The following is a 26,018-nucleotide window of genomic DNA, read 5'->3' on the forward strand; positions in this document are numbered from 1 at the left end:
GGGGCATTCCCCGTCCGACGCACACCACAGGAGCTCGACGTGGAGCCGACCCAAGGTCAATCGTTCGCCCGTTTCGTCGCCCTCGGCGACAGCCAGACCGAAGGCATCGGCGATCCCGACGGCAACGGCGGATACCGCGGCTGGGCGGACCGATTCGCCACCCTGCTCGCCGCCACCGACCCGGCCCTGCACTACGCCAACCTCGCCGTCCGTGGCCGTCGCGCCGCCGAGATCCGCGCCGAACAACTCGAACCCGCCCTCGCCCTGAAACCGGACCTCGCCACCGTGGTCGCCGGCATGAACGACATCCTCCGCCCGCGCTTCGACCGCGCCGCGCTGCTCGCCGACATCGAGGCAATGTTCACCGCACTCACCGGGATCGGCACCAAGGTGGTGACGTTCACCTTCCCCGACATCGGCGCCGTCGCCCCCTTCGCCCGCCCGCTCTCCGCGCGCGTACGCACCCTCAACGCCGACCTCCGCACCCTCGCCGCCCGCAACGGCGTCACCCTCGTCGACTTCGAACCGGTCGCCGCCGCCACCCACCCCGCCGCATGGGACGAAGACCGACTACACCTGAGCCCCATCGGCCACGACATCGTCGCCCGCGCCCTCGCCGCCGCGCTCACGGTCCCGGGCGCCGACGACAGCTGGCGCGAACCATTGCCCCCGGTCGATCGATCCTTCACCGGGACGGTGGCAACAGAGTTCGGCTGGGCCATCCACTACCTGGCGCCTTGGATCGGCCGCCGCCTGCGCGGTGCGTCCTCCGGGACCGATCGGGAACCCAAACGCCCAGAGCTCTTGCCGGTGCTGGCGTAATCCACAGCGCCCGCGCAGATTCGCTGCCGTCGAGGAGTGTGCTGTAAAACGCCCGCGCCGTCCGTGCGTTCGCTGGCGTGGATCGGGACCTGAACGCACGGACGTACTGCCCTAATCAGCTGCCAACGCGGCGTGACCCGCATTGGCCGCGAGCGGGACTAGTGGCGGGCTTACCCGACGTTTCGCGCCGCTATGTCCCGCTCGGCGCAGCAGGCACGTCGCAACGGTCGGCGCGTGACCTGAGTGGCCGGTCAAACCGGTGCAATCGGGCACTACGACCGGAAGTAGTATGGCTCGGTGCGAACATCGGCGGAGGCAACGGCGCGACTGCGTGGTGCGTTCGTTGGTTCCGCTTCCGGTGCGGTGAGTATCGCGGCGCATGCCCTCGGTGGTGGCACCGTCTCCCCCGGTCAATCTTCGACCGGCTTGCTGATTGCTGCCTGCACGATTGTCGGGGTGGTCGTCGGCACGCGGCGCGCTCGTTTCGGAGTCTCCGAAGTGATGGTGTTGCTCGCGATCGGACAGGCCGCCGGTCACGTCGCGCTGACCATGTCGCCCGGCCACCACCACAGCACCGGGATGACTTCGGTGATGGTCGCGGCACACCTCGCAGCCATCCCAATCGGAGCTGTACTCATCCGAGGCGCCGAAATCGCCCTCGTACGAGCCATATCCGCCGCCGACCGCGCCGTCCGAGTGCTCGCCACCCGCCCCGCCGCACCCTAATCAGTTCTGGGAGTGAGCTATCCGGCACACTCCTGGTAGTAGCCGGCCGGTAGGTGAGCACTTTCGCACCCTGGACTTCGAGTCCTGGAGAAAGACCGTGCCCCTGCCGGTAGGCCGGGAGAGTTGATCGCTGCTGGGATGTCGTGCCCGCCCGAATGGGCGTGAGCACTGCTTGATTAGGTCGCTGATGGTTCTCCTGCTGGCTGCTCGACGGTGATCGGCATTAGCAATTGGAGGATTGTTGCGACTGTTCGTAGGAGATGACTGGGCTGAAGACCACCACGACGTGGAGGTGATGGACACCGCCGGGCGCCGCCTGGCCAAAGCGCGCGTGCCCGAGGGCGTCGCCGGAATGGCGAGACTGCACGCGATCCTCGGCGGCCTGGTCGACGACGCCGACGAGGTCGAGGTCCTGGTCGGGATCGAGACCGACCGCGGTCCCTGGGTCGGGGCGCTGGTCGCCGCCGGATACACGGTACTGGCGGTGAATCCATTGCAGGCGGCCAGGTTTCGGGACCGGCTGGGAGTCTCGGGTGCCAAAAGCGACGCTGGTGACGCTCACGTGCTGGCGGATATGGTCCGCACCCATTCCCACGAATTGCGACCTGTCGCTGGGGATTCCGCGCGAGCCGAGGCCGTGAAGGTGGTGGCCCGTGCTCACAAGACGATGATCTGGGACCGAACTCGCCACACCCAGCGGTTGCGTCACGCTCTGCGTGACTACTTCCCCGCCGCGCTGGCCGCGTTCGACGACCTCGACGCCGCCGACACCCTGGAACTGCTCGCCAAAGCACCCACCCCAGCTGCGGCGGCCCGGCTCACGATCCCCCAGATCAGTGCCGCGTTGAAGCGGGCGCGCCGCCGCAACGTCGCCGACAAAGCCACCGCTATTGCGGCCGCACTGCGCAGCGAGCAGCTCGGCCAGCCCGAGGTCGTGGCGCAGGCCTACGCAGCCTCGGTCCAGGCGCTGCTGGCGGTCCTGACTGTCCTCAACACCCAGATCAAGACGTTGCAGGGGCAGGTCGAGGCGCATTTTGGGCAGCACCCGGCCGCTGAGATCATCGCGTCCCAGCCCGGTTTGGGACAGGTCCTCGGTGCCCGGGTGCTCGCAGAGTTCGGTGACGACCCCGACCGCTACCGCAGCGCCAAAGCCCGCAAGAACTACGCGGGCACCTCCCCGATCACCCGCGCGTCGGGCAAGAAGAAGGTCGCCCTGGCCCGGTTCGTACACAACGACCGGCTCATCGACGCCCTCACCACCCAGGCGCAATCCGCGCTGATGTGGTCCCGGGGCGCCCGCGACTACTACGACCGTCAGCGAGCCCGCGGTGTCGGTCACTACGCCGCGCTACGCCAGCTCGCCAACCGACTCGTCGGGATCCTGCACGGCTGCCTCAAAACCGGAACCCTCTACAACGAGACCACAGCCTGGCCCGACCCAGCTCAGCAGTCCGCTGCTTGACATTCAAGCTCCTGGGATGTCTTTGTATTCCATAACGCCGTCCCCGTCGGCCCGCTAACCGCACCGCGCCGATTGCTGTTCAGCTCTGGATACGGCCTGCGCGGGCCGCCAGCACACCGCTGAGCCCATCTTCTTCCGGCTGCGCGCCATCGACCAGTTCTGCTGTTGCACAACTCATTCCCGCGCGATAACGCGTCGCATCCGAGGCGAACGCCCGGTTCGGTGCTGTCGAGACGACCGATACCTGGTCGAGCAACACCGAAAGTTCGAGGCGAGCAGCGGCATAACCCCCGCGCGCGTCTATTGCGCCGTGCCACCGTCACTTTGGGCGCTCCGCCGCATCTCGCACCCGACGGGAGCGAGCCACGAGCGTTTGCCGACCTATCGGTGGTCGACATAATTCCAGGCCGTCCGGTGCTGATTGCTGCCCGCCGACAACGTCGATGCGGCAACTCGCGGCGAGACAACACATTCCCCATTATCGGAGATTCCATGCTTACCCTCACCAGCAACTCGACACCCAACGTCCGCCGTGTACTGCGCGGCGCCGCAGCGGCTTTCGCGATTCCACTTCTCCTCGTCGCCTGTTCGTCCAACGACAAGGCGGAGGCCAAGGCTGCCGACTCCGTGACCATCAAGGACCAGTGGGTGAAGGCGGCGGACGGTGGCATGTCGGCGGCGTTCGGTGAGCTGAGCAATGCGGGTGACAAGGCGCGCACGGTGGTGTCGGCGACGAGTCCCGCGTCGAGCAAAGTCGAGCTGCACGAGGTGGTTGCGGATGCGGGCGGGACCAAGACGATGCGTCCCAAGGCGGGCGGGTTCGTGATTCCGGCGCACGGGAAGGTCGAGTTGCGGCCGGGTGGGGACCACATCATGTTCATGGGGCTCACCGGTCCGCTGCGCACCGGCACCGAAACGCCCGTCACGCTCACCTTCGACGACGGGTCGACGACCACGTTCACCGCGCAGGTGCGCGACTTCTCGGGCAACCAGGAGAACTACGCGCCCGATCACGCGAGCGGTGCGCAGGCACCGGCGCACGGTGGCTGAGACCGGCTCGCGCCCGGGACGTCTCAACCGGCGGCGCCTGCTCGGTGGTGGCGCCGCCGCTGCGGGTGCCGCGGGTATCGGCTGGGGTGCGGTCGCACTGACCGGCCGCGACGACGCACCGCGGACCTCGGCGACCGAACCGTTCTACGGCACACATCAATCCGGGATCGCGACCGACCCGCAGTCGCAGGCGGCTTTCGTTGGGTTCGATCTGAAGCCGGGCGTCACCAGGGACGACATCATCGGCATCCTGAAGATCTGGACCGGCGACGCGGCGCGACTCACCCAGGGCCGCGCCGCCTTGGCGGACACGGAACCGGAACTGGCGCAACGCCCGGCGCGGCTCACCATCACCGTCGGCCTCGGTCCCGCGGTATTCACCGCCGCGGGCCTCGAGCGCAGACGCCCGCCCTGGCTCCGCCCGCTGCCATCGTTCGACATCGACCGCCTCGAATCAGCCTGGAGCGACGGCGATCTGCTGGTCCAGGTCTGCGCGGACGAGGCGACCACGGTGTCGCACGCGGTGCGCGTGCTGTGCCGAAGTGTGTCCTCACTGGTCACGGTGCGCTGGGTGCAGCGCGGATTCCGCAACGCCGAACCCGGCCGAACCCCACGCAATCTGATGGGCCAGGTGGACGGCACCGTCAACATCGCCCCGGGCACCGATTTCGATCGGCTCGTCTGGGACGACGGCGCCGCGCAACCCAGGCTCGCGGGCGGTACGTCCTGCGTACTGCGCCGAATCGCGATGACCCTGGACACCTGGGACGAAATCGACCAGGAGGGAAGGGAACTCACCGTCGGCCGCACCGTCGCCACCGGCGCGCCGCTGACCGGCACCGACGAGTTCGACGAACCGAATTTCGCCGCCGTCGACGCGAACGGCATCCCGGTCATTCGCCAGTCCTCGCACATCGCCCGCGCGCACCACACGCACGACGGCGAGCGGTTCCTGCGCCGCGGCTACAACTACGACGATGCGCCCGCACCGGGCCGGAACTCGAATTCGGGCCTGCTCTTCGCCGCCTACCAGCGCGACGTGGACGCCCAATTCTTGCCGGTCCAACAGGCGCCTGGCGGAGTTCGACGCACTCAATGTGTGGACGACTCCGGTGGGCTCGGCGGTGTTCGTCATCCCGCCGGGTGTGCCCGCGCCGGGCGGGTACCTCGGGCAGTCGCTGTTCGAATCATGATGTCGGACGGGAAGATCCCGCAAACACGCGGCGGCCGCCGCGCCGAGTAGACGCGGCGGCCGCGGGCCGAGTGAATCCGTCAGATACCGGTCGCGCCGTGGATCGCCTTGGCGTCCTTGCGAATCCCGAACGCCAGGATGACCTCCATGATCCCGAGCACGATCAGCCACACGCCGACCACGACCGCCAGCGTCGCCACCGACGTCAACGGCCAGGCGATCAACACGATGCCCGCGATCACGGTGATCACACCGAAGAACACGGCCAGCCAGCGACCGGGCACGGCAGGCTCGGACACCGCGATCACGACCGCGGACACGCCACGGAACAACCAGCCGATGCCGATCCAAATCGCAAGCAGCAGAATCGAAGTCAGCTCGTCACGGAAGCAGAAGACGCCGATCGCGATGGAAAGCACGCCACTGATGAAGGCCAGCACCCGCATTCCGGTGCTGGCCGGTGCGCCGAACGCGGCCATCAGCTGCAGAAAGCCGCTGACCACCAGATAGATACCGAACAGGACGCCCGCCGCCAGTAGCGTCACGCCGGGCCAGGCGAGAATGATCACGCCGAGGATCACCGAGAGTAAGCCGGTGACCAGAACGGTTTGCCACGCACTGCGGGCAAGAGACTGCAAAGGACCCTCGAGCACGCTGTTTGTCGTCATAATTCGATGCTATGCCCTTGCCAGTAGAGTTTCCTGGACATTTGCCCACGCAACTCGCAAGTCCAGTGGGCTTACCCATCGAATTATCCGCCTGTGCGGCAGCCGTGTCCGGCTAAACGACCGATTCATCGGCGGTCGACACGCCTGAATTCGCCGCCGCGGGCGCCGCGATATTGACCATCCAGGTGATGCCGTACCGGTCCTGGCACAGCCCGAACTCGTCGCCCCACATCTGCTTCTCCAGCGGCACCGACACCGTGCCCGCCTCCGACAACCGCTCCCAGTAACCATGCAGCTCGCCGGCGTCCTCGCCGCTGAGGCTGATCGAAATGCTGCTTCCCGGTTTGTATTCCATGCCGGGCGGGGTGTCCGCGGCCATCAACGTGAAGCCGCTCGGGGTCTCCAGGATGCCGTGCATGACCAGGTCCGCGCCGGGTGCGTCCTGATCGCTGAATTCGCTGAAAGTGCTGATGGTCAGGGTGCCGCCGAACACGTCGCGGTAGAACTCCAGAGCTGCGCGGGCCGTGTCGCCGAAACTGAGGTACGGGTTGAGCCGGGAGGTCATGCCACGAGGTTAGTGCGCCAAAGCACACGGGGCGATCGCTAGCGGGGTTTATCGCCGGTTTGGCTCGGGTAGTCATACCTAAGTGACTCTCGTCGTGTACGCCCATGGGGTGCAGCGGGTGGGTCGGAATCGTGAGTCTCGGGTGGCTAGGAGAAGAGGGTGGCGGTTGTACTCGTGCTGCAGGCGCGGGGCCTTGGTGATCTACTTACCGGGGTCCCTGCCCTCCGCGCGCTACGCCGCGCCAAGCCACACGACCGCATCGTGCTCGCCGCGCCGCACCGGCTGAAGCCGATCGTCGACCTGATCGCCTCGGTGGACGCCATGGTGCCGACCGCCGAGATCGGCGGACTCCGCTGGGACGCGCCCGGCCCGCAACTCGCCGTCAACCTGCATGGACCGAGCACCGAAAGCATTGTGCAGCTGGAGAAAACGGACCCGGGCCGGATCCTCAGCTACCGCAATCCGGCGTTCCCCGAGCTGGATGGCCCCGAGTGGCAGACGGACATGCACGACGTGGACCGCTGGTGCCACCTACTCGAATCCGACGGGATCGTCGCGGACCGGCGCAATCTCGGCCTGGTGCCGCCGGTGTCGACCACGAGCCATCGCGATTGCGTCGTCGTGCACGTCGGCGCGGGCGCACCCGCCCGCCGCTGGCCGCCCGACCGGTTCGCGGCCGTGGTCCGGCATCTGCTGGTGCTCGGTCGCGAAGTCGTGCTCACCGGGGATGAATACGAGCGGGAGATCGCGCTGAACATCGCGGCGCGGGCAGGTCTGCCGATCGGGCGGGTGCTTGCCGGAGAGCAGAACCTGATCGAACTCGCCGCCACGATCGCCGAGGCTGGACTCGTCATCAGTGGCGACACCGGCGTCGCCCACCTCGCCACCGCATTCGGCACCCGCACCGTCCTCATCTTCGGCCCGACGCCCCCGCGCTGGGGTGGACCGCCCCCGCACCTGCTGAACCGGCACGCCGTGCTCTGGGCCGGCCAGCTCGGCGACCCGGACGCCGACACTCCCGATCCCGGCCTGCTGCGCATCGGCGTCACCGAGGTCATCAACGCCGTGGACAAACAACTCAACAAGCGCAACTGGCCAGGCACCGGCACCCAACCCCGCCGCACCCCCTATCGCCGAGTCGGCTGACGGACCCACCCACCGCAGCCGACTCGCACAACCACATCACCGGCAACCTCCTCGTCGACTTCGCAGACGAGGTCGGTTCTCCCCACGTCCAGCGGACGCCTGTTGCGTGCGATGCGCTATGGACGTGTGCGACGTAGCCTCCCGGGCAACCGCGTCGCGCGGTGTTCCTCGCGGCGGCGAGCAGCTACCTGCCGAGACTCGTCAGGGACCGAGACCTCATGCGCGCCAACGATTTAGCGGAAGGCTCGGACGCGACAGCGCGCGTTCGACCCACTAAAGGCTGCTGTCGGTGCGGGCGGTCTGCAACGCGGCGGAGTAAGCAGCCAGGGCACTGGGCCAGAACTGGTCCAGGTAGTCGCGGGCGTCGCCGAGGCCGCGGGGGTCGAGGGAGTAGAGGCGGCGGTTGCCGTCTGGGCGCATCATCACCAGGCGGGCCTCGCGCAGGACGCGCAGGTGTTGGGAGACGCCGGAGCTGGTTACGCCAGTGAGTTCTGCTAGTTCGCCGACCGCGCGCGGGGCCTGCGGGAGCGCCTCGAAGATGGCGCGGCGGGTCGGGTCGGACAGCGCCATGAGGGCGCGAACTCCATTAGTCGCCACTGAAATAGTGTGATCAACGAGCGACCATTTGGTCAACTCTGCGCAATACGGAATTCCCCCAGGTGAACACGCGAGGCGGACGTTTGCGTTACATAGTTGTAATACGCGAACTGGGCTTTCGCACCGCTGTGACGGTAACCACACGATTGCGGAACCAGCATTTGCCTCCCGTACGTTCGTTCCATGCCCGTGACCGTTCCGTTATCTTCCCGTCGGGGCGCGACCCGGACCCGACGCCACCGTGCCGCCACCCGCGCGGTGGCCGTGTCCGCGGTCGTCAGCGCCTCGCTCGGTGTGCTAGCCGCCGCCGACCAGCAGTCGACCAACACCTCCGGCCACCTCACCGCCGGAAAACACGCCGCCGCCGACGCCGATGTGGCAACGCAGGCCATGTTCACCGCCTTCACCCCACGCGAAGCGCAGATGCCGCAGACCGTGCCGGACAACGTCGTGTGGGCGCAGAACCGTCTCGCCGTCGAAGCTGCCCGGCCCAAGACCGTTCGCCCCATCGCGGGCATCCTGACCTCCACCTTCGGCGTGCGCTGGGGCGCACTGCACGCGGGCCTGGACCTGGCCGACCCGATCGGCACGCCGATCGCCGCGGTCACCGATGGCGTCGTGATCGACGCCGGACCGGCCAGCGGCTTCGGCATGTGGGTCCGCGTTCAGCAGGACGACGGCACCATCGGCATCTACGGCCACGTCAACGACATCCTCACCACCGTCGGCCAGCAGATCCGCGCGGGCGACATCATCGCCACCGTCGGCAACCGCGGCTTCTCCACCGGCCCGCACCTGCACTACGAAATCCACCTGCCCAGCGGCGAGCCGATCGACCCGCTCCCCTGGCTCGCCACCCGCGGCATCGACATCCAGGGCAACACGCCCTAGTCCGATGCACTTCGCGAGTCGATGAGGGGCTCGCGAACGGCATTTCAGGTGAACGCCCCGGCCGCGAACGTGTCAACGGAGACACGTTCGCGGCCGGGGCGTTCACGCGTCCGGGCCTCAGGCGTCCTGGAGGCGCTCGATGCGGGCCGGAACGTGTTTGTGCCATGGGGTTCCCGCGATGGCGTCGCGCCAGGTGACGTCGGTGAGTTCGTTGGCGGCGACGCCGGTGCGCTCGGTGCCGGCACCGTCCGGGAGATCGAGGCCGAGGCCGTTGGGCAGGGAGACGTGGCCGGGTTGCATACGGTCGTTGATTTCCACGGTCGAGATGGCGGTGCCACGACGGGTCGTGATGCGGGCGTGGTCGCCGGTGATCAGGCCGAGGGCGGCGGCATCGTCAGGGTTGAGGCGCAGCGAACCGTCGGTGTCGCGGCGGCGCCAGGTGTTGTCGCGGAAGATCGTGTTGGCGGTGAACGAGCGGCGCTCCCCCGCGGCGAGGACGAAGGGGAACTCGGCACTGGTGTGGGTGGCCGGAGTGGTCGCGAGGTCGCGCACGGCTTGCAGTAACTCCGGTATTGCCAAGGGAATTCGCTTGTCGGGGTACGACAGATAGTCCCAAGCGTCTGCGTAGTCGTCGACGGTGAAGGTGACACCGGAGCGGCCCGCGAGGATGGCGTCGAAGAGGGAATCGGCACTGCGATGTCCGGCGCGACGCATCCCGGTGGGATAGACCTTGGCGATGCGTTGCGCCAATGCCCACAGCACCGCGGCGGCACGGGCGTTGCCGGGCAGGGTCGGGCCGAGCGTCTCGTACAGCACGTAGGGCGCGACACCCGCGAGAGACTTGTCGAGCACGAGCAGCGCGGCGAACGCCCATTTGTACGGGCGGCGACCGAGTTTCGCGGCCGTCCGCAGCACGGCGAGTTTGCCACGACCGACCGTACCGAGCTCACGCAGCAGCCGGGCGTAGATCTCCGGCTCGGCCAAAGTACCCGGCAACGGATCGAGCACCGGCGCGCGCAGGTGAAAGGTGTTGTGCGGGAACTCGAGATTGAAGAAGGTGGCTTCCCACTTCTCGAATTGGCTTGCCGCGGGCAGCACGTAGTCGGCATGGCGCGCGGTTTCGGTGAGCGCGACGTCGAGCACCACGACCAGATCGAGTGCGTCGAGCGCCTGCCGGAACTTCGCCGAATCGGCAAGCGAGTGTGCGGGATTGGCGGATTCGACGATCATCGCGCGGAACCGGTCCGGATGGTCGGTGAGGATTTCCTCGGCGATGGAGTTGCACGGCACCATGCCGCCGAGAATGGGCGCGCCGGTGACCGGGGTGCGTTTGATGTCGCGGCTGTACCCGGCCAGCGGCGCCATCCACGAATGCGGATTCATGGCACCGCGTTTCGCGAAGTTGCCGGTGAGCAGCCAGAGCAGTTTGTTCAGATACGAGATGAGGGTGCTGTTCGGGCTCTGCTGCACGCCGAGGTCTTCATAGGTGGCGACGCTGGTCGCGGTACCGATGCGATGCGCGGCGGTGCGCACGAGATGTTCGGGAATGCCACAGATTTCGGCGTAGGCGGCGACGTCGATACCCGACAGGTCCCGCAGCACGTCCGCCGAGTCGGTGGTGTGCTCGACGAGGAAGGTGTGGTCGACGAGATCGTCCTGGACCAGGACGGCGAGCATCGCGGACAGGCACCAGGCGTCGGTGCCCGGCCGGACTTGCAGGTGGATGTCGGCGAGGTCGGCCGTTTCGGTGCGCACCGGATCGAGCACGATCATGCTGCGGGCGGGATCCTTGGCGATCTGCTGCAGCACCGTGCGGGCGCGCGGGACGCCGTGCGACTGCCAGGGGTTCTTGCCGAGGAACACCGACACTTCCGCGTGCTCGAAGTCGCCGGTGGTGTGGCCGCCGGTGAGGTGTCCGTCGACCCAGCCTTCGCCGGTCTTCTCCTGCGCCAAGGCGCTGGATCGGTAGCGGGCACCAACCGCGCGACGCAGGGCGCCGCTGTATGCGCCGCCCAGATGATTGCCCTGTCCCCCGCCGCCGTAGTAGAAGATCTTGTCGCCGCCGTAGCGGTTCTTGACCTCGATGAGGCGCATGGCGACTTCGGAAATTGCGGTATCCCAGTCGATTTCGGTGAAACTGCCGTCGGCTTCACGGCGCAACGGCGAGGTGAGGCGGGCGCCGCCGTTCTGATAGTGGTCGAGACGCAGCGCCTTGTTGCAGGTGTAACCGGCGGAGGCGACGTGCTCCTTGTCGCCGCGGATCTTGGCGAAGCGCCGGTCGTCGAGTTGGATCAGCAGACCGCAGTTGTTTCCGCAGAGGATGCAGGCGGTCTTGTGCCACTCCCCCTGGGCGGCTGCGTCGCGAGACACGGTGTTGCCACCGGAGGCGGTCATTTGCTGACCTGGTCGACGCGGGTGCCGTCGAGCCAGGGCTCGAGCTCAGCGAGGAACGGGGTGTCGCCGAGGCGCTCGAGGTCATCGAGGAAAGCCGAAGTGGTGCGGGCGGCTGCGGCGGTGGTGCCTGCGGAGATGAACCCGGCCTGCTCACGATCGAGGCCGCGGGACAGTGACTTGTCGGTGCCGAAGTAGATGGCGCGCTTGGCTTCTGCGACGGCGACCGGGTTGCGGGTGGCCAATCTCGCTGCGGTCGCTTGAGTTTCGGCCAGCAGCTGATCCTCTGGGACCAATCGATGCACCAGTCCGAGCCGGAAGCCTTCTTGCACGGACAGCGGTGCGCCTTCGAGGGTGATCTCAATCGCCTTGGCGGCACCCAAGAGTCGGGACAGGCGTTGAGTTCCGCCGCCGCCGGGGATCAGGTTGGCCAGGGTCTCGATCTGACCGAGTTTGACGTGATCGGCATCGGCGGCATACCGCAGGTCGCAGGACAGCGCGATCTCGTGGCCGCCGCCGAGCGCGGGACCGTTGATCGCGGCCAGATACACCACACCGGACCGGTTCATCCGGAGCGTGGTCTTCTTCCAACGGTGTCCCCACACCAGTCCGGCGCCGAGCCCGCCACCGAACCTTTCCGCCAGTCGCGTCGCACCCGGCAACCGCATGGCCAGATCGCCGACCCGCAGGAACGGTGCCGCGGCCCGGGCGGGGACGAACGGATGCGGCAGCTCGATCATGCCGATCAGCGCACGCGGGTCCGCGTGGGTGAGGAACCGGCCGGGCAGCCCGCCCGTGAGCACGACCGCGCCCACCGTGTCGTCGGCGTCGACCGCGGCGGTCAGCACATCCAGATCGCGGACGAACTCGGGAGTGGCGAAGTTGAGCGGTGGCGCGACGACCCGTGCCGTCAGCACCCGACCGTCCTGGACCAACTTGATGGTCTCCAGCTGGAGATCGGCGGCGGACATCGGCGGCTCCTTCGATGCGCATGGCAACGGCGGGTTCACGAGAATGCTTCGGCGCAAACCCGATTCACTCGAACCCGAAACCGTTTCCTATTATGGTGTCCACCATAATAGGTGTGTCAAGAGGTACCACCCACTCCGAAGACCACGGCCAGGGCTATTCGACGCGGGTGACGGCCGGGATCAGTTCACGGAGTTCGCCGATGACGTTGTCCAGCGGCGTGATGTCACGCTGTGCCCGACACAGCGCGATCGCACCCTCGAATGCGGCGACAGTGAGGGTGGCGAGGCTGCGGGCGCGGGTCTCGGAAATCCCATCCCGGACAAGCATTTCGGCGAGGGCACGTTCCCAGCGGGCGAACACATCGGCGGCCGCGCGGGCGAATTCCGGTGCGTCGTCGTTGGTTTCGACCGCGACGGCGAACACCGGGCACCCTGCCCGGAACTCGCTGTCGACCAACGTCTGCCGCCACAGCGTCGCGAACTGATCGAGCGCGGTCACCGGATCGTTCTCGCGGGTCAGCTGCTCGATGAACTCGGACATGATGGTCCCCGCAACCACGACCGCGTCGTTGATCAGCTCCGTGCGTCCACCTGGAAAGTGGTGATACACCGACCCACGCGGCGCCCCGGTAGTACTGAGCACCCGATCCACACTCGTCGCGCTGGCGCCATGCACCCGCAACGATTCGACCGCCCCCTCGATCATCCGCCGCCGCGCGTCACCCGGACGCGGGCGTACAGCACCCTCACTACGCGCTCGGCGTGTCCCTGCCATACCGCCATGTTATGGGATATGCCATAAACATGACACGGCACCTACACCGCTGTCTGGATCTGGCCGGTCTCCGCCGTCCCTCAACTGGCCACCGTCGCCCCACAACCAGGGAGAACGCCGGTGGCTGGGCAGACCCGAGCGCCGGGCCCACCCTGCCAGCTCGTTGTCAGGCTGTCCGGTGCGGCACCCGGGTGGCATGGAAATCAAGGAACGCCGAGAGAGTCTCGTCGGGCGCTTCCACCTGCGGGTAGTGGCCGACTTTCGACAGTTCGATCACATCGGGGTTCGGAATCAGTTCGCGGAACCGGATCACCATGTGGGCATCGGAAACCGGGTCGAGCAAACCATCGATGAGGCGCAGCGGAACTGGCGTGTCACGCAGGGCACCGACCCACCGTTCACGGTACTTGCGACGCTCACCCATATAGCGGATCAGCTTGTACCCGTTGCGCTTACCGCGTTTACTGCACCACAGCGTCCAGAACTGATCGAGTTCTTCCCGGGTCGGTTTGGTGTCTTTCCCGAACACCGAAGACAGGCTCGCCGTGTACGCGCGCTCGGTCGCCAAGAAACTGGCCAACGGCCCGAGCGGACTCGCCAGCAGCCGCTGCACCAACCGGGCCCGATGCGTCTCCGGGAACAACCCACCGTTGAGCAGACACACCGATTCGATCACCAGCGACTCGTCACCCGCGGCGCGGCGCTCACTATCGCGGGCCAGCAATTCCTGAGCGACGGTGTCGCCGTAATCGTGGGCGAGGATGTGGAACCGGTCGATCCCCCGCTCCCGCAACAGATTCTCGTGAATATCGGCCTGATCGGCGATCGAGTACAGGTAATTCCGCGGCTTGGCGGACCAGCCGAAGCCGATCATGTCCGGCGCGAGCACCCTAGCGAACCGCGAGCACAGCCCCGGCCAGATGCGATGCCAGTCCCAGGACGCGGTCGGGAACCCGTGGATGCAGACCAGCGTGCCGTCGGCACCACCGCCGTCGTCGCGATAGAAGATCTGGTGACCGCGGTGGGTGAACCGCCTGCCGTTCGCCCGCCAGGACGCAAACTCCTCCATGCCTACCTCCTTGTCGCCGACAAGCATGGACCCTGAACCCCTCTTGCACAGGAAATCCGTCGACACCGGACGTGTCATCTACTGCGGGCAGAGTTGCCGTCGATGCGCTCTGCGAGAATGCGACAGTGCATGTCGCGATCGGCCTAGTGGTTCTTGTTGCTTCAGCGGCAGCGCTCGCGGCGCTGGCCCGCCGATTCGGAGTGTCCGAACCCCTCGTCCTGACCCTGGCCGGGGTGGTGGCGTCGTACCTGCCGTTCGTGCCGGAGATCCATCCCGATCCGGAGATCATCCTGCTCGGGTTGTTGCCGCCGCTGCTGTACACGGCGGCGATCCGGACCTCGCTGGTGGATTTCCGCGCCAACGTCCGCACCATCGCGTCGCTTTCGGTGGGGTTGGTGCTGTTCAGCACGTTCGCTGTCGCGACCGTGGTGTGGTGGTTGCTGCCGGTGCCGTTCGCGGTCGCGGTCGCGCTCGGCGCGGTGGTGGCGCCGCCGGACGCGGTGGCGGCGACGGCGGTGGCCAGGCGGATCGGGATGCCGCGGCAGATCGTCACAATCCTCGAGGACGAGTCGCTGTTCAACGACGCGACCGCGCTGGTGGCGTTGCGCACCGCGATCGCCGCGTCGGCCGGGACGGTGTCGGTGTGGCAGGCGGGCGGCGACTTCCTGCTCGCGGCGGGCGGTGGCGCCGCGGTCGGCGTGGTCGTGGCGTATCTGCTTGCGCTGCTTCGTCGTCGGATCACCGACCCGGTGCTGGATACGACGCTGTCGTTCCTCGCGCCGTTCGCTGCGTACCTGCCTGCTGAAGGGATCCACGCGTCCGGGGTGATCGCGGTGGTCACCTGCGGCATGATCCTCGGGCACGGCGCGCCGGTGTGGCAGAGCGCGGCGTCGCGGATCGCGGAACGCACCAATTGGCGCACCATCCAGTTCATTCTGGAGAGCTCGGTGTTCGTGATCATCGGGTTGCAGGTGCGCGCGATCCTCGAGGGTGCGTGGAGTAGCGGGCTCGATCATGGGACCGTGGTGGTGGCCGCGATCGGGGTGCTGCTGGCGACGATGTTGGCGCGACCGTTGTGGATCTTCCCGTGGTCGTTGCTGATTCACCGACTCGGACACCATTCCGGAGGTGTGCCGATCGGGCATTCGACGGTGGTGTCCTGGGCGGGCATGCGTGGCGTCGTCACCCTGGCCGCGGTACTGCTGCTGCCCGAGGACACCCCGCAGCTGCCGGTGCTGAAGCTGCTCGCGCTGGTTGTCGTCGCGGGAACGCTACTGCTGCAAGGCACTTCGCTGCCCTGGCTGGTGCGACTGCTGCACCTGCGCGGGCCGAGTCGCGCCGAGAACGCGCTACAGAAGGCGAACCTGCTCCAGCAGGCGACAACGGCGGGCCTGATCGAGCTCGACAAGTGGATCACCCCGGAAACGCCCGCGTCGGTGGTCGATTCGTTGCGCGACCGGGTCACCTGGAAGACCAATGCCGCCTGGGAACGCCTCGGCCGCGCCGAATCCGAGCTGGCCACACCGACCGCGGAGTACCGGCGGCTGCGCTTGGAGATGCTGCGCGCGGAACGGGAAACGGTTCTGCGCGTACGCGATTCCGGTGGGGCCGACTACGAAATCCTGCAATACGTGCTGTCCCGGCTCGATCTCGAGGAGTCGATGATCGACCGATACGACGAGACCGAGGAAGAGCCCCTCGAACCGCTCTCCGCGCCCAACGCGGGCGATACCTGCGCGCACCTGGAGGCCGCCCCGCTGGTCATGGAGCCGAGCGGCCCGGATGTCTGTGAAGAATGCCTCGCCGAGGGACTGAGCTGGGTACATCTGCGAATGTGCCTGTCCTGCAAGCATATTGCCTGCTGCGATTCCTCGGTCGGCAACCACGCGACCAAGCACTACGGCAGCACCGGGCACCCGGTCATGCGCAGCGTGGAGCCCGGCGAGGCGTGGCGCTGGTGCTATGTGGACGAGTTGCTGGGCTGAGCAGTACGCGACGATCAGCGGCGGGCGTGCGAGTAGATCAGGCGCGCGTATTCGTTGAGCAGCTTGTCCAGGGAGACCTCGTCGCCACCCGCGGCGATCTGCTGGTAACCGATCAACATCGCCATGCCGAGCGAGGTCACCACGGTGGCGGTGTCGTCGTCGCCGACCACACCCTTGATCGCCTTCTGCACTGTGCGCCTGCGGGATTCGTCGACCCGCTTGAGTGCCAGGTTCACCGATTCGTCGTTCGCGGCCCAGGCACGGATCGCGGCTTCGGCGCGGTGGTGCAGGCCGGCGGCGAGGTCGGACATGGCGCGAATGTCGTCGTCCGGGTTGCCCTGGTTGAACTTCAGCGTGCGCAGGATCAGCACCTGCCGGTTCTCCCAGTGCTCGAGTAACACGTCGACGAACCCCTGCCAGCTGCCGAAGTGGTGATAGAACGAGCCGCTGGTGACCCCGAGCCGACGGCACAGCACGCCGATGTTGAGCCCCTTGAACCCGAGTTCGGCGAGCACCTCCAGAGCCGTGTCGAAGTACTGCTCCTTGGTGACCACACGTGACATGCCGGGCGCCGTTCTGTTCGTTCGGGCAGGGGTGCGAGGACCGAACAGTACCCCATTGTCTCGTCGGCTCGTACGAGGATAGCCAAGCCACCGCCCCCCGTTCCGGCGACCCCAAGTACCTGTTACCTGGTGAAATACGTAGTGCGCGTGCGCAAATCGAGAGACCGCTGAAAGCGCACTCGAAGGTCGAGAAGCTGCCGCAAGCGCCTGACCGTTCGAAGCTAACTGATAGCGCACAAGAATCGCCGACTCGACCGAAGACATACACGTCTGCCGAAGCAGGCCGAGCGGCCCGAGATACGCGTGACTACCTGAGACAGGCCGACACCGGAGGCAAGCGACGGCTCACGCACGAATTCCCGGAAACGAATCGCAGGCACGCCCAGCTACCGGCAGCCAACTGTGTGCACGCGAGGCCGACCAGCAGCACGCACGCCGTACACCACAGGCCGATCGCGCGCGAAGATCGAAAGCCCTCGGTCAAATAGCAGAGCGCTCGCTCTGTTATTGTGGTCGCATGCCTCGCCCCCGCACCCACGATCCCGACATCGTGCTCGATGCCGCAGAGTCGCTGGCCGTGCAATCGGGACCGGCGGCGGTGACCACCCGCGCCGTCGCGGCGGCGACCGGAGTGTCCAACGGCGCGATCTATCACACGTTCGGTTCACGGTCGGAGTTACTCGGGCGCACCTGGTTGCGGGCCGCGCATCGGTTCCTGGCGTTGCAGTCCGCGTTGGTCGACGGCGCGTTGGACGGACCGGATCGGCAGGATGGTGTCGATGCGGTGGTCGCGGCAGCCGAGGCACCCGTGGTGTTCGCCGAGAAGTTCCCGACCTCGTCCCGATTGCTGCTCACCATCGAGCGCGATGAACTACTCGGCGAGGTGCCCGATGACATCGCGACCGAGCTCGCGGATACCGACAAGGTGTTGGTGGAGTTGATGATCCGGCTGTCGCGCCACCTGTGGGATCGTGGCGACGGTCGCGCGGTCGACGTACTCAACCTGTGCCTGGTCGACCTGCCCACCGCGATCCTGTTGCGCCGCAAACGGTTCACCAATCCCCTTGCCCGCGAACAACTCAGCGCGGCAGTGCGAGCTGTCCTCGCGCTGGGTCCACCACCGAGACAGTAACAACGTTCACGAAACCCATCACCTAAGGAATCTCATGCCGATCCTGAGCTACCACGACAAGATCGCCGTCCTCAACCTGGGCGACGACGAAAACCGCTTCACGCCAACCTTTCTCGATGCGGTGAACGCCCACCTCGACACCGTGCTCGCCGACGGCGCACAGGGCCTGATCACCACCGCCAGCGAAAAGTTCTACTCCAACGGTCTCGACCTGGACTGGCTCGGCGGCAACAGCGACCGCACCCAGTGGTACGTCGGCGAGGTCCAGGCCCTGTTCGCGCGGGTACTCGCCCTGCCCGTCCCCACCGCCGCGGCCCTGCCCGGTCACGCCTTCGGCGCCGGCGCCATGCTGGCGATCGCCCACGACTACCGCGTCATGCGCGCCGATCGCGGCTACTTCTGCTTCCCCGAGGTCGACATCCGCATCCCGTTCACCGAGGGCATGGCCGCGCTCATCCAGGCCAAGCTCACCCCGAAAGCCGCGGTCGCCTCGATGACCACCGGCCGTCGTTTCGGCGGAACCGACGCGCTGGCAGTCGATATCGTCGACGCCACCGCCGCCGAGGGCGCGATCACCGACACCGCCCTCGCTCTGCTGGCTCCGCTCGGCGGCAAGGACTCGGGCACCCTCGGCGCCATCAAGAACACGATGTTCGCCAGCGCACTCACTGCCCTTAAGGCGGCCCGCCAGACCGACTGATCTACTCCGGTGCGGGCTGGACCTCGTCGTCCGACTCCGCGGGCGCGGCGGTGACCACATCGATCTGCTCACCGACGTAGCGGACGATCACCGCGACCACCGCCACGACCGGGACGGCGAGGAACGCACCGACGATGCCGTACAGCGACCCACCCGCGGTGACCGCGAGCAACACCAGCACCGCGTGCAGCTTCATGCTGCGACTCTGCAAAACCGGTTGCAGCACATTGCCTTCCAACTGCTGCACCGCGACGATGATGGCGAGCACGATCAACGCGGTGGTGAACCCGTTGCCGACCAGCGCGACCAGCACGGCCAGCGCACCGGCCACGAACGCACCGACCATCGGCACGAAGCCACCGATGAACGTGATCACCGCGAGCACCAACGCCAACGGAACCCCGAGGATCACCAGCCCCGCACCGATGAACACCGCGTCGATCAAACTGACCAGCGCCTGCGTCCGGATGAAACCGCCGAGGGTGCCCCAGATCCGATCCAGCACCTCCTCGACATGACGGCCGCTGCGGCTGCCGAGCACGGCGTGCAGCCAGGGCAGCAGCCGCGGCCCGTCCTTGACGAAGAAGAAGCTCAGTACGAGCACCAGGAACAGGGTGATCAACACCGACGTCGCCGTCGACACCCCGCTGAACACGCCACCCGCGATCTGCGCGGCACTCGACTGCAACCGGGACACGATCGCGTCGACCGCGGAGTTGAGCTGCTCGTCGCGAATCCGCAACGGCGGCCCCTGCATCCAGTCGCGCACCTGATTGACACCGGCGGTGGACTTGTCGGCGAGGTCCGGCGCCTGGTCCACCACCGACGGCACGATCAGCGCGATCACTCCGGCCAGCGCTCCGATGAACACGACCATCGTGATGCTCGCCGCCAACGCGGGACGCAAGCCGTGCCGGGTGAGCCAACGAGTGGGCGGCCACAACACGGTCGCGACGACGATCGCGAGCGCCACCGGCAAGACGACCACCCACAGCTTCGCGAGCAGATACATCAGCACCCACGCGCCCGCCGCGATCGTGACTATGCACAGCGCCCATTTCGCGAGCCAGATGATGCCGGACCCGATCACGTCGCCGCGATCAGGCACCGCGTGACTGCCGCCGCTCTTGTCCGGCTGCTCGCCAGGCTTGCTGGTGTTGTGCTGAATGTCTTCGCTCGGCCCACTCACGCGCCAAGTCTTGCACGAGGCCGAGGCCCGAGCAGGTCATTGCGCGCCGCGCGGCGCGGGTCGGATCGCCGGGCAGACGCCGTCCGCTGACCGGGATGTCGCCGTGCCGCCCGGCTTTGTCCCGGTAGGTTCGAATGATCTTCTGAAGGAGGGCACACTTTGACCGCCGCAGCCGTGCTGGAACGCAAGGGGCACATCGCCGTCATCACTCTGAATCGCCCCGAGGCGATGAATGCGGTCAATGCCGCATTGTCGAGTGCGGTGGGTGCCGCGCTGGACGAACTCGCCGCCGATCCGGAGTTGCGGGTCGGGGTGATCACCGGGGCCGGGCGCGCGTTCTGCGCCGGGGCCGATCTCAAAGAGTTGGCGCGCGGCAACGTGATTCACGATCCGGCGCATCCGGAGTACGGATTCGCCGGGCTGGTACAGCATTTCGTGGACAAGCCACTCATCGCGGCGGTCAACGGGTTCGCGCTCGGTGGCGGCACCGAGATCGTGCTGGCCAGCGATCTCGCGGTGATGTGCGAGGAGGCCTCCCTCGGGTTGCCCGAGGTGACGCGCGGATTGGTCGCTGCGGCAGGCGGATTGCTGCGGATGCCGCGTGCGGTGCCGCCGAAGATCGCGCTCGAGATGGCGTTGACCGGTGCCCCGATCGATGCGGCGCGTGCCGCGCAGTGGGGGTTGGTCAACCGGGTGGTGCCCGCCGATCAGGTGCTGGCCACCGCACTCGAATTGGCCGAGACCATCGCCGCGAACGCACCGATGGCGGTTCGCGCCTCCAAGCGAATCATGCACCGCGTCAACGACTTCGGCTCCGACTGGGATACCCCGATCTGGCAGATGAGCCTGGAGGAAGCGGGCCCCGTGTTCATCAGCAAGGACGCCCTCGAAGGCCCCCGCGCCTTCGCCGAAAAGCGCCCCCTGCAGTGGCGCGGCGAGTAACTCCGCCGGTTTTCATGATCAGGGGGAATTGGTGCTGGTATCGCCAGAGGCCAGCAGCACCAGTTCCCGCTGATCATGAACGCGGTCCGGTGAGGTGGGTGTCGAAGAAGCTGAAGATGCGCTGCCAGGCGTCGCGGGAGGCGTCCTCGTTGTAGCCGAGGCCGGTGACGCGCAGCAGCGGGTCGACGGGCGTGACGTTGGCGAAGGCGTGGGTGACCTTCGGATAGACCTTGATGTCGTGCTCGACGCCGAGCTCGGTCAACGCTTCGTCCAGTTTGCGTGGCGCGCCGATCAGGATCGGGTCGCGTTGGGCGTAGCTGGCGACCACCGGGCAGGCACCGTCGAGCATGGCTCGGTAGTCGCCGTAGAGCGACGGATAGAACGGTGCGGACGCGTCGAAACCCTTCGGCGCGACCAGCAACGCGAATCCACCGCCCATGCAGAAACCGACCACTGCGGTGCGGCCGGTGCAATCGGGTTCGGCGACCAGCCGGTCACGCGCCGCGAGCACATCACGCACCGGCGGCCCGTCACCGGTGAACATCAGCGACCGCATTATCGTCCGAATGCAGCGCACTCGCCCTCGGGAGAAGAGGTTCGGCGCGATCGTCAGGTAGCCGTAGTCGGCCAGCATATCGACGGTCCGCCGCAAATCAGCGCTGAATCCCACCCCGTCGTGGATCACCACAACGCCCGGCCACGGCCCGTCCCCGGACGGGCGCGCCAGTACCGCTTCGAGCCGTCCATCGGGCGCGGTGAGCTCAATCGTCTTCATGCCCACCGAATCTAGGTCAGTGTCTCAGACATGTACAGCACTAACTGCCGACTAGCCGATCACTCGGGCGCGAGGGCGGCCAGCATGCTGCGGGCGAACCGTTCGTAGCGGGCAATGTTGAACTGCTCAGGGTCGGTGAGGACCTGGTGCCCGGCGCGCTCGCCCGCCGCGAGCAGGGACATGGCCAGCAGTTCGAGGTCCATGTCGGCGAGGCCGGAGCGTCGATCGCGCCCCCATTCGAGCAGCGCGCGCAGCTGATCCAGCGCGAACTGCATGGCTGCCTCGGATCGTTCCCGGACCTGGCTCGGGGCGTCGACGGCGGGCAGGAGCAGCAGACGCCACGAATCCGGGTTCGCGAGGACCGCGGTGAGCAGGTTCATCATCGCGGCGACGAGGATGTCGTCGAAGTCCGCGTCGTCGGTGAAGACGGGCATCGCTTCCGCCAGTGTCGCCAGCGCTCGCTGCCCTTCACGGTCGAAGAGTGCGAGCAGCAGCGGTTCCACGCCCGGATAGGCCGCGTAGACACGCGGTTTGGCCAACTCGGCCTCGCGCGAGACGGCCTCCATGGTGATCGCCGCGTAGCCGTGCCGGGTGACCAGCCGCAGTGCGGCGTCGAGTACCTGCTCGCGCCGGACCTCCAGCTGCATTCGCGGCTGTCTGGGGCGTTTGACGGGCTGGCTCACCATCCTCACACTAGTCGGCGGTCGAGGACTGACCGGGCAGGCGGAGGCGTTTGAGGGCCAACGCGTTCAGCGCGACGATGATGCTGGAACCCGACATCGACATGGCGGCGATCTCAGGACGCAGGGTGAAACCGAAGGCCGGGACGAAGACGCCCGCGGCTATCGGCAGCGCGATCGTGTTGTAGCCGACCGCCCAAGCCAGGTTCTGGTGCATCTTGCGCAGGGTGCCGCGGCCGATGCGCAGGGCGGTGGGGACGTCGAGTGGATCGGAGCGCATCAGGACGAGGTCGGCGGTTTCGATGGCGACGTCGGTGCCCGCACCGATGGCGATGCCCAGATCGGCACCCGCCAACGCCGGGGCGTCGTTCACACCGTCGCCCACCATGGCGACCTTGCGGCCATCACGTTGCAGCTCAGCGATTTTCGCGGCCTTGTCGCCGGGGAGAACCTCCGCGATCACGGTATCGATTCCGAGATCGGCGGCGATGCGCTCGGCGGTGGCGCGATTGTCGCCGGTCAACATCACCACTTCGATGCCCAGGTCATGCAGCTCGGCGACCGCGGCGGCAGAAGTGTCGCGCGGTGCGTCGGCGAGTGCGATCACCGCGACGGCAGTCCCGTCGATCGCGGCGAGAACGGCAGTGTGGCCGGAGTCGGCCAGCCGATCACGTTGCGCGGCAAGCGATCCGAGGTCGATGCCCTCACGCTCCAGCAATCGTCGGTTGCCGACGGCGACGCGATGTCCGTCGACCTCAGCAATAGCGCCGTGACCGGGCACATTCTCGAACTTGTCGGCGGACAACCTCGCATGACCGGAGGCGCCTGCGTGGCCGGATGCGCTACCGACTCGGGTTGCGGCGCCGAGAGTTTCGACGTGCCGGACGATGGCGGCGGCGAGGGGGTGTTCGGATTCGCGTTCGACGGCGGCGACCAGGCGGAGCACCTCGTCGGCCGAATACCCTTCGGCGGTCACCACATCGGTGACTTCCGGTTCGCCCTTGGTCAGGGTGCCGGTCTTGTCCATCACTACCGTTTGGATGCGTGCCGCGGATTCCAAGGCGAGCGCATTCTTGAACAGCACACCGCGTTTCGCGCCGAGGCCGGTGCCGACCATGATCGCGGTCGGGGTGGCGAGACCGAGGGCGTCGGGGCAGGTGATCACCACGACGGTGATCGCGAACAGCATCGCCTTGGCGAACGAGGCACCAACCAGCAGCCACACCGCGAACGTCAGCGCGCCGCCGATCAGCGCGACCAGCACCAACCAGAATGCGGCGCGGTCAGCCAGCTTCTGGCCGGGTGCCTTCGAATTCTGTGCCTGCTGAACAAGTTCCACGATCTGCGCCAGCGCGGTGTCCGCACCGACCTTGGTCGCGCACACCCGCAGGGTGCCGTTGGTGTTCAACGACGCGCCGATGACCGTCGCGCCCGCTTCCTTGTGCACCGGCATGCTCTCGCCGGTCACCATCGACTCGTCGACCTCGCTGTCGCCCTCCTCGACGACACCGTCGACGGCGATCTTCGCGCCCGGCCGCACCAGCAACAGGTCACCGACCACCACCTCCGCGGTGGGCACCTCGACCGGCTCGCCGTCGCGAATCACCTCCGCCTTGGGCGGCGCCAGATCCAGCAGCGCGCGAATGGCGTCGTTCGCCCCGCCCCGAGCCCGCATCTCGAACCAATGACCAAGCAGCACAAAGGTTGCCAGCATCGTCGAGGCCTCGTAGAACACCTCCCCGCCGCCGGTCAGCGTGATCGCCAGCGAATACAACCAACCTGCCCCGATTCCCACCGCGACCAGCACCATCATGTCCAACGTGCGCGCCCGCAACGCCGCCACCGCGCCGGTGAAGAAGATCGCCGACGAATAGAAGATCACCGGCAAACTCGAGATCAACGCCCAAATGTCCTGCCGCATCCCGAACGGCACCGGCAGGTGCACCCCGAACATGTCGGTAGCCATCGGCGACCACAGCATCACCATCACCGCGAACACAGCCGCCACCACAAACCGATTCCGCATATCAGCAGCCATGTCCGCCATAGACATCCCGGCATGCCCCGCATGCCCACCGGATCCGCCGTGGTCACCGTGGCCGTCGTGGCCAGCAGCTCCACCGTGCGCGCCGTCATCGGCGTGACCGTTGTGCTCATTGATCAAGTCGTGCCCGGCATGTGCGTCTGGGCTCATGTGATCGCCGTGATCCGCATGTGCGACATGCCTTCCGGTCACATCGCGATCGGCGACGTCTATGCGTGCGTCGCGAACGACGTGCCCATCAAGTACTGCGTGCCCGGCATGTGCGTCTGGCTTCGTTTGATCGACGTGCGCGGCACGTACCGCGTGCGCGGCGTGATCGCCATGCGTGCCGGATCCATCATGGGCGGCGGCTGTCCCCGCGGACGCGATGTTGTCAGAGTCTGCCGCGTGACCGTCGGCGTGCGGCTCGACCAGTGGATCGCAGATGTGACTCGGGACTGAGCGCCCGGCGCAGTGGTATCCGCAGTCGCGGACCCAGCCTGCGAGTTCGGCGACCGAGGTGCGGGTGGGGTCGTAGGCGACCGTGGCGGTTTGGGCGGTCGGGTTGGCTGCTACGTCGAGGACGCCCGGCCTGCGGCGGAGTACGGCGGTGACGACGTTGCCTTGGCTGGCCCAGCGGACGCCGCGCACGTCGAGGACGGCGGTGCGGTGTGCCGGGTTGCGGTCCTGCGGGTCGTGGTTCACGTCTTCACTCCTCGTTCGGAAAGCTCGGCTCGATTGATCGAGTCGAGGCGTGCCGTCGGCCAGCTCGACCATATACCCCTACGGGGTAGGTGTCTAATATGAATCGCCGACGCCGAAGCGCGAAAACCAGTTGTCACGGGCTCGTACTGTTTAGCCCGTGGCAGACATCACCAGCTTGCTCGCGACCTACGACGAGCAGATGCGCGGGGCACCGCAGAACCTGCCCGCGGGCGTGACCTGGGAGCAGGATGGTCCGGTGGTCCGCGTCGTCGGGAGGTTCCGCGGGTACGTCAGCGCTCCGCCGGATGTGGGAGTCCTTGGCGCAGAACTGGATCGGCTGATCGAGCGGCAGCGTGACTACTTCGCGGCCCGCGGCGAGGCTGTGGAGTGGACGACTCGCGGGCACGATCTGCCCGAGGACCTGCCCGATCATCTGCTGGCCGCGGGATTCACCCCCGAGGATCAGGAGACCATCCTCATCGCCACGGCTTCGGAGTTGCCCGCCGAAGCGGTCATTCCTGACGGTGTCCGCATTCGAGAGGTTGCCGCAGCACCGGATCTGCACCGCATCGCCGCCATGGAATCGACCGTCTGGGGTCAGGACATGAGCTGGCTCGGCGATGACCTCATCGGCCGTGTCGCCGCCGCCCCCGACAACACCACCGTCCTCGTTGCCGAAGCGGACGGCGAAGTGGTCTCGGCGGCTTGGATGGTCGTCAGCCCAGGCACGGAATTCGCGGGTCTCTGGGGCGGCTCCACCCTGCCCGCCTGGCGAGGCAAGGGAATCTACCGAGCTTTGGTCGCCGCCCGCACCGAACTCGCGATCGCCCGCGACATCCGATACCTGCAGGTAGACGCCTCCGACGACAGCGCTCCGATCCTCCGCCGCCTCGGCTTCCACGCCGTCACCACCACGACACCGTACGTCTGGACGCCCCCGCGGCCCTGACCGAAGCCCGCTAGCGAACTTCGGCCCGGTGCATAGCACTGGGCTTCGGC

24 protein-coding genes and 1 pseudogene are annotated in these 26,018 nt (G+C 67.2%); 12 read left to right on the top strand and 13 right to left on the bottom strand.

The genetic code is table 11. The annotated features are described in order from the left end of the window. The first annotated feature begins 39 nt into the window (after window positions 1–39). The 3 genes from ACQPW1_RS25985 to ACQPW1_RS25995 all read left to right on the top strand — a co-directional run bounded on the left by ACQPW1_RS25985 (window position 40) and on the right by ACQPW1_RS25995 (window position 3,010). The gene (locus ACQPW1_RS25985; protein ID WP_433654134.1) at window positions 40–822 is read left to right on the top strand and encodes an SGNH/GDSL hydrolase family protein; all 783 of its coding nucleotides are present in this window, start codon (window positions 40–42) and stop codon (window positions 820–822) included. A gap of 297 nt (window positions 823–1,119) precedes the next feature. Beyond that, entirely contained in the window at window positions 1,120–1,548 is a 429-nt protein-coding gene (locus tag ACQPW1_RS25990) for a hypothetical protein (RefSeq protein ID WP_433654135.1), read from the top strand. A 238-nt stretch (window positions 1,549–1,786) separates the two neighbouring features. Continuing rightward, window positions 1,787–3,010, top strand: a complete 1,224-nt coding sequence (locus tag ACQPW1_RS25995) for an IS110 family transposase (protein ID WP_433653875.1) — start codon at window positions 1,787–1,789, stop codon at window positions 3,008–3,010. Window positions 3,011–3,089: 79 nt separating this feature from the next. Here the strand turns inward: ACQPW1_RS25995 and ACQPW1_RS26000 are convergent, their stop codons facing one another. Further along, window positions 3,090–3,266, bottom strand: coding sequence for a hypothetical protein (locus ACQPW1_RS26000; protein WP_433654136.1), 177 nt, complete (start codon window positions 3,264–3,266; stop codon window positions 3,090–3,092). Between the two features lie 236 nt (window positions 3,267–3,502). Between ACQPW1_RS26000 and ACQPW1_RS26005 the strand changes: the two genes are divergently transcribed. Both ACQPW1_RS26005 and ACQPW1_RS26010 read left to right on the top strand, forming a co-directional pair. Further along, a complete protein-coding gene (locus ACQPW1_RS26005; protein WP_433654137.1) occupies window positions 3,503–4,060 on the top strand; it encodes a copper chaperone PCu(A)C in 558 nt (185 codons plus the stop codon). Continuing rightward, a pseudogene (locus ACQPW1_RS26010) lies at window positions 4,053–5,253 on the top strand (Dyp-type peroxidase). Before ACQPW1_RS26005 ends, ACQPW1_RS26010 begins: the two are co-directional and overlap by 8 nt. A gap of 79 nt (window positions 5,254–5,332) precedes the next feature. Here the strand turns inward: ACQPW1_RS26010 and ACQPW1_RS26015 are convergent. Next, window positions 5,333–5,920, bottom strand: a complete 588-nt coding sequence (locus ACQPW1_RS26015) for an HdeD family acid-resistance protein (protein WP_433654138.1) — start codon at window positions 5,918–5,920, stop codon at window positions 5,333–5,335. A gap of 112 nt (window positions 5,921–6,032) precedes the next feature. Continuing rightward, window positions 6,033–6,485 (bottom strand): VOC family protein, encoded by a 453-nt coding sequence (locus tag ACQPW1_RS26020; protein ID WP_433654139.1) that lies wholly within the window; start codon window positions 6,483–6,485, stop codon window positions 6,033–6,035. Window positions 6,486–6,644: 159 nt separating this feature from the next. On the opposite strand from ACQPW1_RS26020, the gene ACQPW1_RS26025 reads away from it, so the two are divergent. After that, window positions 6,645–7,631 (top strand): glycosyltransferase family 9 protein, encoded by a 987-nt coding sequence (locus ACQPW1_RS26025; RefSeq protein WP_433654140.1) that lies wholly within the window; start codon window positions 6,645–6,647, stop codon window positions 7,629–7,631. Window positions 7,632–7,904: 273 nt separating this feature from the next. On the opposite strand, the gene ACQPW1_RS26030 is transcribed toward ACQPW1_RS26025, so the two are convergent. After that, the gene (locus ACQPW1_RS26030; RefSeq protein ID WP_433665338.1) at window positions 7,905–8,201 is read right to left on the bottom strand and encodes an ArsR/SmtB family transcription factor; all 297 of its coding nucleotides are present in this window, start codon (window positions 8,199–8,201) and stop codon (window positions 7,905–7,907) included. 210 nt (window positions 8,202–8,411) lie between these two features. On the opposite strand from ACQPW1_RS26030, the gene ACQPW1_RS26035 reads away from it, so the two are divergent. Next, window positions 8,412–9,119 carry a M23 family metallopeptidase gene (locus ACQPW1_RS26035; protein WP_433654141.1) on the top strand — a complete coding sequence of 236 codons (708 nt, stop codon included), beginning with the start codon at window positions 8,412–8,414 and terminating at the stop codon, window positions 9,117–9,119. Between the two features lie 117 nt (window positions 9,120–9,236). Here ACQPW1_RS26035 and ACQPW1_RS26040 read toward each other — a convergent pair whose 3' ends face one another. The 4 genes from ACQPW1_RS26040 to ACQPW1_RS26055 all read right to left on the bottom strand — a co-directional run bounded on the left by ACQPW1_RS26040 (window position 9,237) and on the right by ACQPW1_RS26055 (window position 14,325). Then, the gene (locus ACQPW1_RS26040) at window positions 9,237–11,513 is read right to left on the bottom strand and encodes a molybdopterin-dependent oxidoreductase (RefSeq protein WP_433654142.1); all 2,277 of its coding nucleotides are present in this window, start codon (window positions 11,511–11,513) and stop codon (window positions 9,237–9,239) included. Next, a complete protein-coding gene (locus ACQPW1_RS26045; protein ID WP_433654143.1) occupies window positions 11,510–12,481 on the bottom strand; it encodes an enoyl-CoA hydratase/isomerase family protein in 972 nt (323 codons plus the stop codon). Before ACQPW1_RS26045 ends, ACQPW1_RS26040 begins: the two co-directional genes overlap by 4 nt. Window positions 12,482–12,635: 154 nt before the next feature. Further along, window positions 12,636–13,256, bottom strand: a complete 621-nt coding sequence (locus ACQPW1_RS26050; protein WP_433654144.1) for a TetR/AcrR family transcriptional regulator — start codon at window positions 13,254–13,256, stop codon at window positions 12,636–12,638. A 166-nt stretch (window positions 13,257–13,422) separates the two neighbouring features. Beyond that, window positions 13,423–14,325, bottom strand: a complete 903-nt coding sequence (locus tag ACQPW1_RS26055; protein WP_433654145.1) for an alpha/beta fold hydrolase — start codon at window positions 14,323–14,325, stop codon at window positions 13,423–13,425. Between the two features lie 125 nt (window positions 14,326–14,450). On the opposite strand from ACQPW1_RS26055, the gene ACQPW1_RS26060 reads away from it, so the two are divergent. Further along, window positions 14,451–16,310 (top strand): Na+/H+ antiporter, encoded by a 1,860-nt coding sequence (locus tag ACQPW1_RS26060; protein WP_433654146.1) that lies wholly within the window; start codon window positions 14,451–14,453, stop codon window positions 16,308–16,310. A gap of 14 nt (window positions 16,311–16,324) precedes the next feature. Here ACQPW1_RS26060 and ACQPW1_RS26065 read toward each other — a convergent pair whose 3' ends face one another. Continuing rightward, window positions 16,325–16,873, bottom strand: a complete 549-nt coding sequence (locus ACQPW1_RS26065; protein ID WP_433654147.1) for a TetR/AcrR family transcriptional regulator — start codon at window positions 16,871–16,873, stop codon at window positions 16,325–16,327. Between the two features lie 517 nt (window positions 16,874–17,390). Here ACQPW1_RS26065 and ACQPW1_RS26070 point away from each other — a divergent pair. Both ACQPW1_RS26070 and ACQPW1_RS26075 read left to right on the top strand, forming a co-directional pair. After that, a complete protein-coding gene (locus ACQPW1_RS26070) occupies window positions 17,391–18,005 on the top strand; it encodes a TetR family transcriptional regulator (protein ID WP_433654148.1) in 615 nt (204 codons plus the stop codon). A gap of 34 nt (window positions 18,006–18,039) precedes the next feature. Further along, window positions 18,040–18,705, top strand: a complete 666-nt coding sequence (locus ACQPW1_RS26075) for an enoyl-CoA hydratase-related protein (protein WP_433654149.1) — start codon at window positions 18,040–18,042, stop codon at window positions 18,703–18,705. A gap of 1 nt (window position 18,706) precedes the next feature. On the opposite strand, the gene ACQPW1_RS26080 is transcribed toward ACQPW1_RS26075, so the two are convergent. After that, entirely contained in the window at window positions 18,707–19,894 is a 1,188-nt protein-coding gene (locus tag ACQPW1_RS26080; RefSeq protein WP_433654150.1) for an AI-2E family transporter, read from the bottom strand. Between the two features lie 159 nt (window positions 19,895–20,053). Between ACQPW1_RS26080 and ACQPW1_RS26085 the strand changes: the two genes are divergently transcribed. Then, a complete protein-coding gene (locus ACQPW1_RS26085) occupies window positions 20,054–20,836 on the top strand; it encodes a crotonase/enoyl-CoA hydratase family protein (RefSeq protein ID WP_433654152.1) in 783 nt (260 codons plus the stop codon). A 73-nt stretch (window positions 20,837–20,909) separates the two neighbouring features. Here ACQPW1_RS26085 and ACQPW1_RS26090 read toward each other — a convergent pair whose 3' ends face one another. Genes ACQPW1_RS26090 through ACQPW1_RS26100 form a run of 3 tightly spaced genes read right to left on the bottom strand, consistent with a single transcriptional unit; the run spans window position 20,910 to window position 25,091 of the window. Next, entirely contained in the window at window positions 20,910–21,611 is a 702-nt protein-coding gene (locus tag ACQPW1_RS26090; RefSeq protein ID WP_433654153.1) for a dienelactone hydrolase family protein, read from the bottom strand. Window positions 21,612–21,670: 59 nt separating this feature from the next. After that, window positions 21,671–22,258, bottom strand: coding sequence for a TetR/AcrR family transcriptional regulator (locus tag ACQPW1_RS26095; RefSeq protein WP_433654154.1), 588 nt, complete (start codon window positions 22,256–22,258; stop codon window positions 21,671–21,673). A gap of 46 nt (window positions 22,259–22,304) precedes the next feature. Next, a complete protein-coding gene (locus ACQPW1_RS26100) occupies window positions 22,305–25,091 on the bottom strand; it encodes a heavy metal translocating P-type ATPase (protein ID WP_433654156.1) in 2,787 nt (928 codons plus the stop codon). An 85-nt stretch (window positions 25,092–25,176) separates the two neighbouring features. Here ACQPW1_RS26100 and ACQPW1_RS26105 point away from each other — a divergent pair, with 85 nt between their 5' ends. Beyond that, window positions 25,177–25,968 (top strand): GNAT family N-acetyltransferase, encoded by a 792-nt coding sequence (locus ACQPW1_RS26105; protein WP_433654157.1) that lies wholly within the window; start codon window positions 25,177–25,179, stop codon window positions 25,966–25,968. Window positions 25,969–26,018 lie beyond the last annotated feature (50 nt).

The organism is Nocardia sp. CA-128927 (genome assembly GCF_050955855.1).
Classification (GTDB): domain Bacteria; phylum Actinomycetota; class Actinomycetes; order Mycobacteriales; family Mycobacteriaceae; genus Nocardia.

Bases quoted from the DNA above. Each gene is read 5' to 3' on its own strand.
- ACQPW1_RS26040 (WP_433654142.1), bottom strand. From the start codon at position 11,513: ATGACCGCCTCCGGTGGCAACACCGTGTCTCGCGACGCAGCCGCCCAG.
- ACQPW1_RS26075 (WP_433654149.1), top strand. From the start codon at position 18,040: ATGCCGATCCTGAGCTACCACGACAAGATCGCCGTCCTCAACCTGGGC.
- ACQPW1_RS26100 (WP_433654156.1), bottom strand. From the start codon at position 25,091: ATGGTCGAGCTGGCCGACGGCACGCCTCGACTCGATCAATCGAGCCGA.
- ACQPW1_RS26020 (WP_433654139.1), bottom strand. From the start codon at position 6,485: ATGACCTCCCGGCTCAACCCGTACCTCAGTTTCGGCGACACGGCCCGC.
- ACQPW1_RS26070 (WP_433654148.1), top strand. From the start codon at position 17,391: ATGCCTCGCCCCCGCACCCACGATCCCGACATCGTGCTCGATGCCGCA.
- ACQPW1_RS26055 (WP_433654145.1), bottom strand. From the start codon at position 14,325: ATGGAGGAGTTTGCGTCCTGGCGGGCGAACGGCAGGCGGTTCACCCAC.
- ACQPW1_RS26045 (WP_433654143.1), bottom strand. From the start codon at position 12,481: ATGTCCGCCGCCGATCTCCAGCTGGAGACCATCAAGTTGGTCCAGGAC.
- ACQPW1_RS26030 (WP_433665338.1), bottom strand. From the start codon at position 8,201: ATGGCGCTGTCCGACCCGACCCGCCGCGCCATCTTCGAGGCGCTCCCG.
- ACQPW1_RS26015 (WP_433654138.1), bottom strand. From the start codon at position 5,920: ATGACGACAAACAGCGTGCTCGAGGGTCCTTTGCAGTCTCTTGCCCGC.
- ACQPW1_RS26065 (WP_433654147.1), bottom strand. From the start codon at position 16,873: ATGTCACGTGTGGTCACCAAGGAGCAGTACTTCGACACGGCTCTGGAG.
- ACQPW1_RS26050 (WP_433654144.1), bottom strand. From the start codon at position 13,256: ATGGCAGGGACACGCCGAGCGCGTAGTGAGGGTGCTGTACGCCCGCGT.
- ACQPW1_RS26090 (WP_433654153.1), bottom strand. From the start codon at position 21,611: ATGAAGACGATTGAGCTCACCGCGCCCGATGGACGGCTCGAAGCGGTA.
- ACQPW1_RS26095 (WP_433654154.1), bottom strand. From the start codon at position 22,258: ATGCAGCTGGAGGTCCGGCGCGAGCAGGTACTCGACGCCGCACTGCGG.
- ACQPW1_RS26005 (WP_433654137.1), top strand. From the start codon at position 3,503: ATGCTTACCCTCACCAGCAACTCGACACCCAACGTCCGCCGTGTACTG.
- ACQPW1_RS26035 (WP_433654141.1), top strand. From the start codon at position 8,412: ATGCCCGTGACCGTTCCGTTATCTTCCCGTCGGGGCGCGACCCGGACC.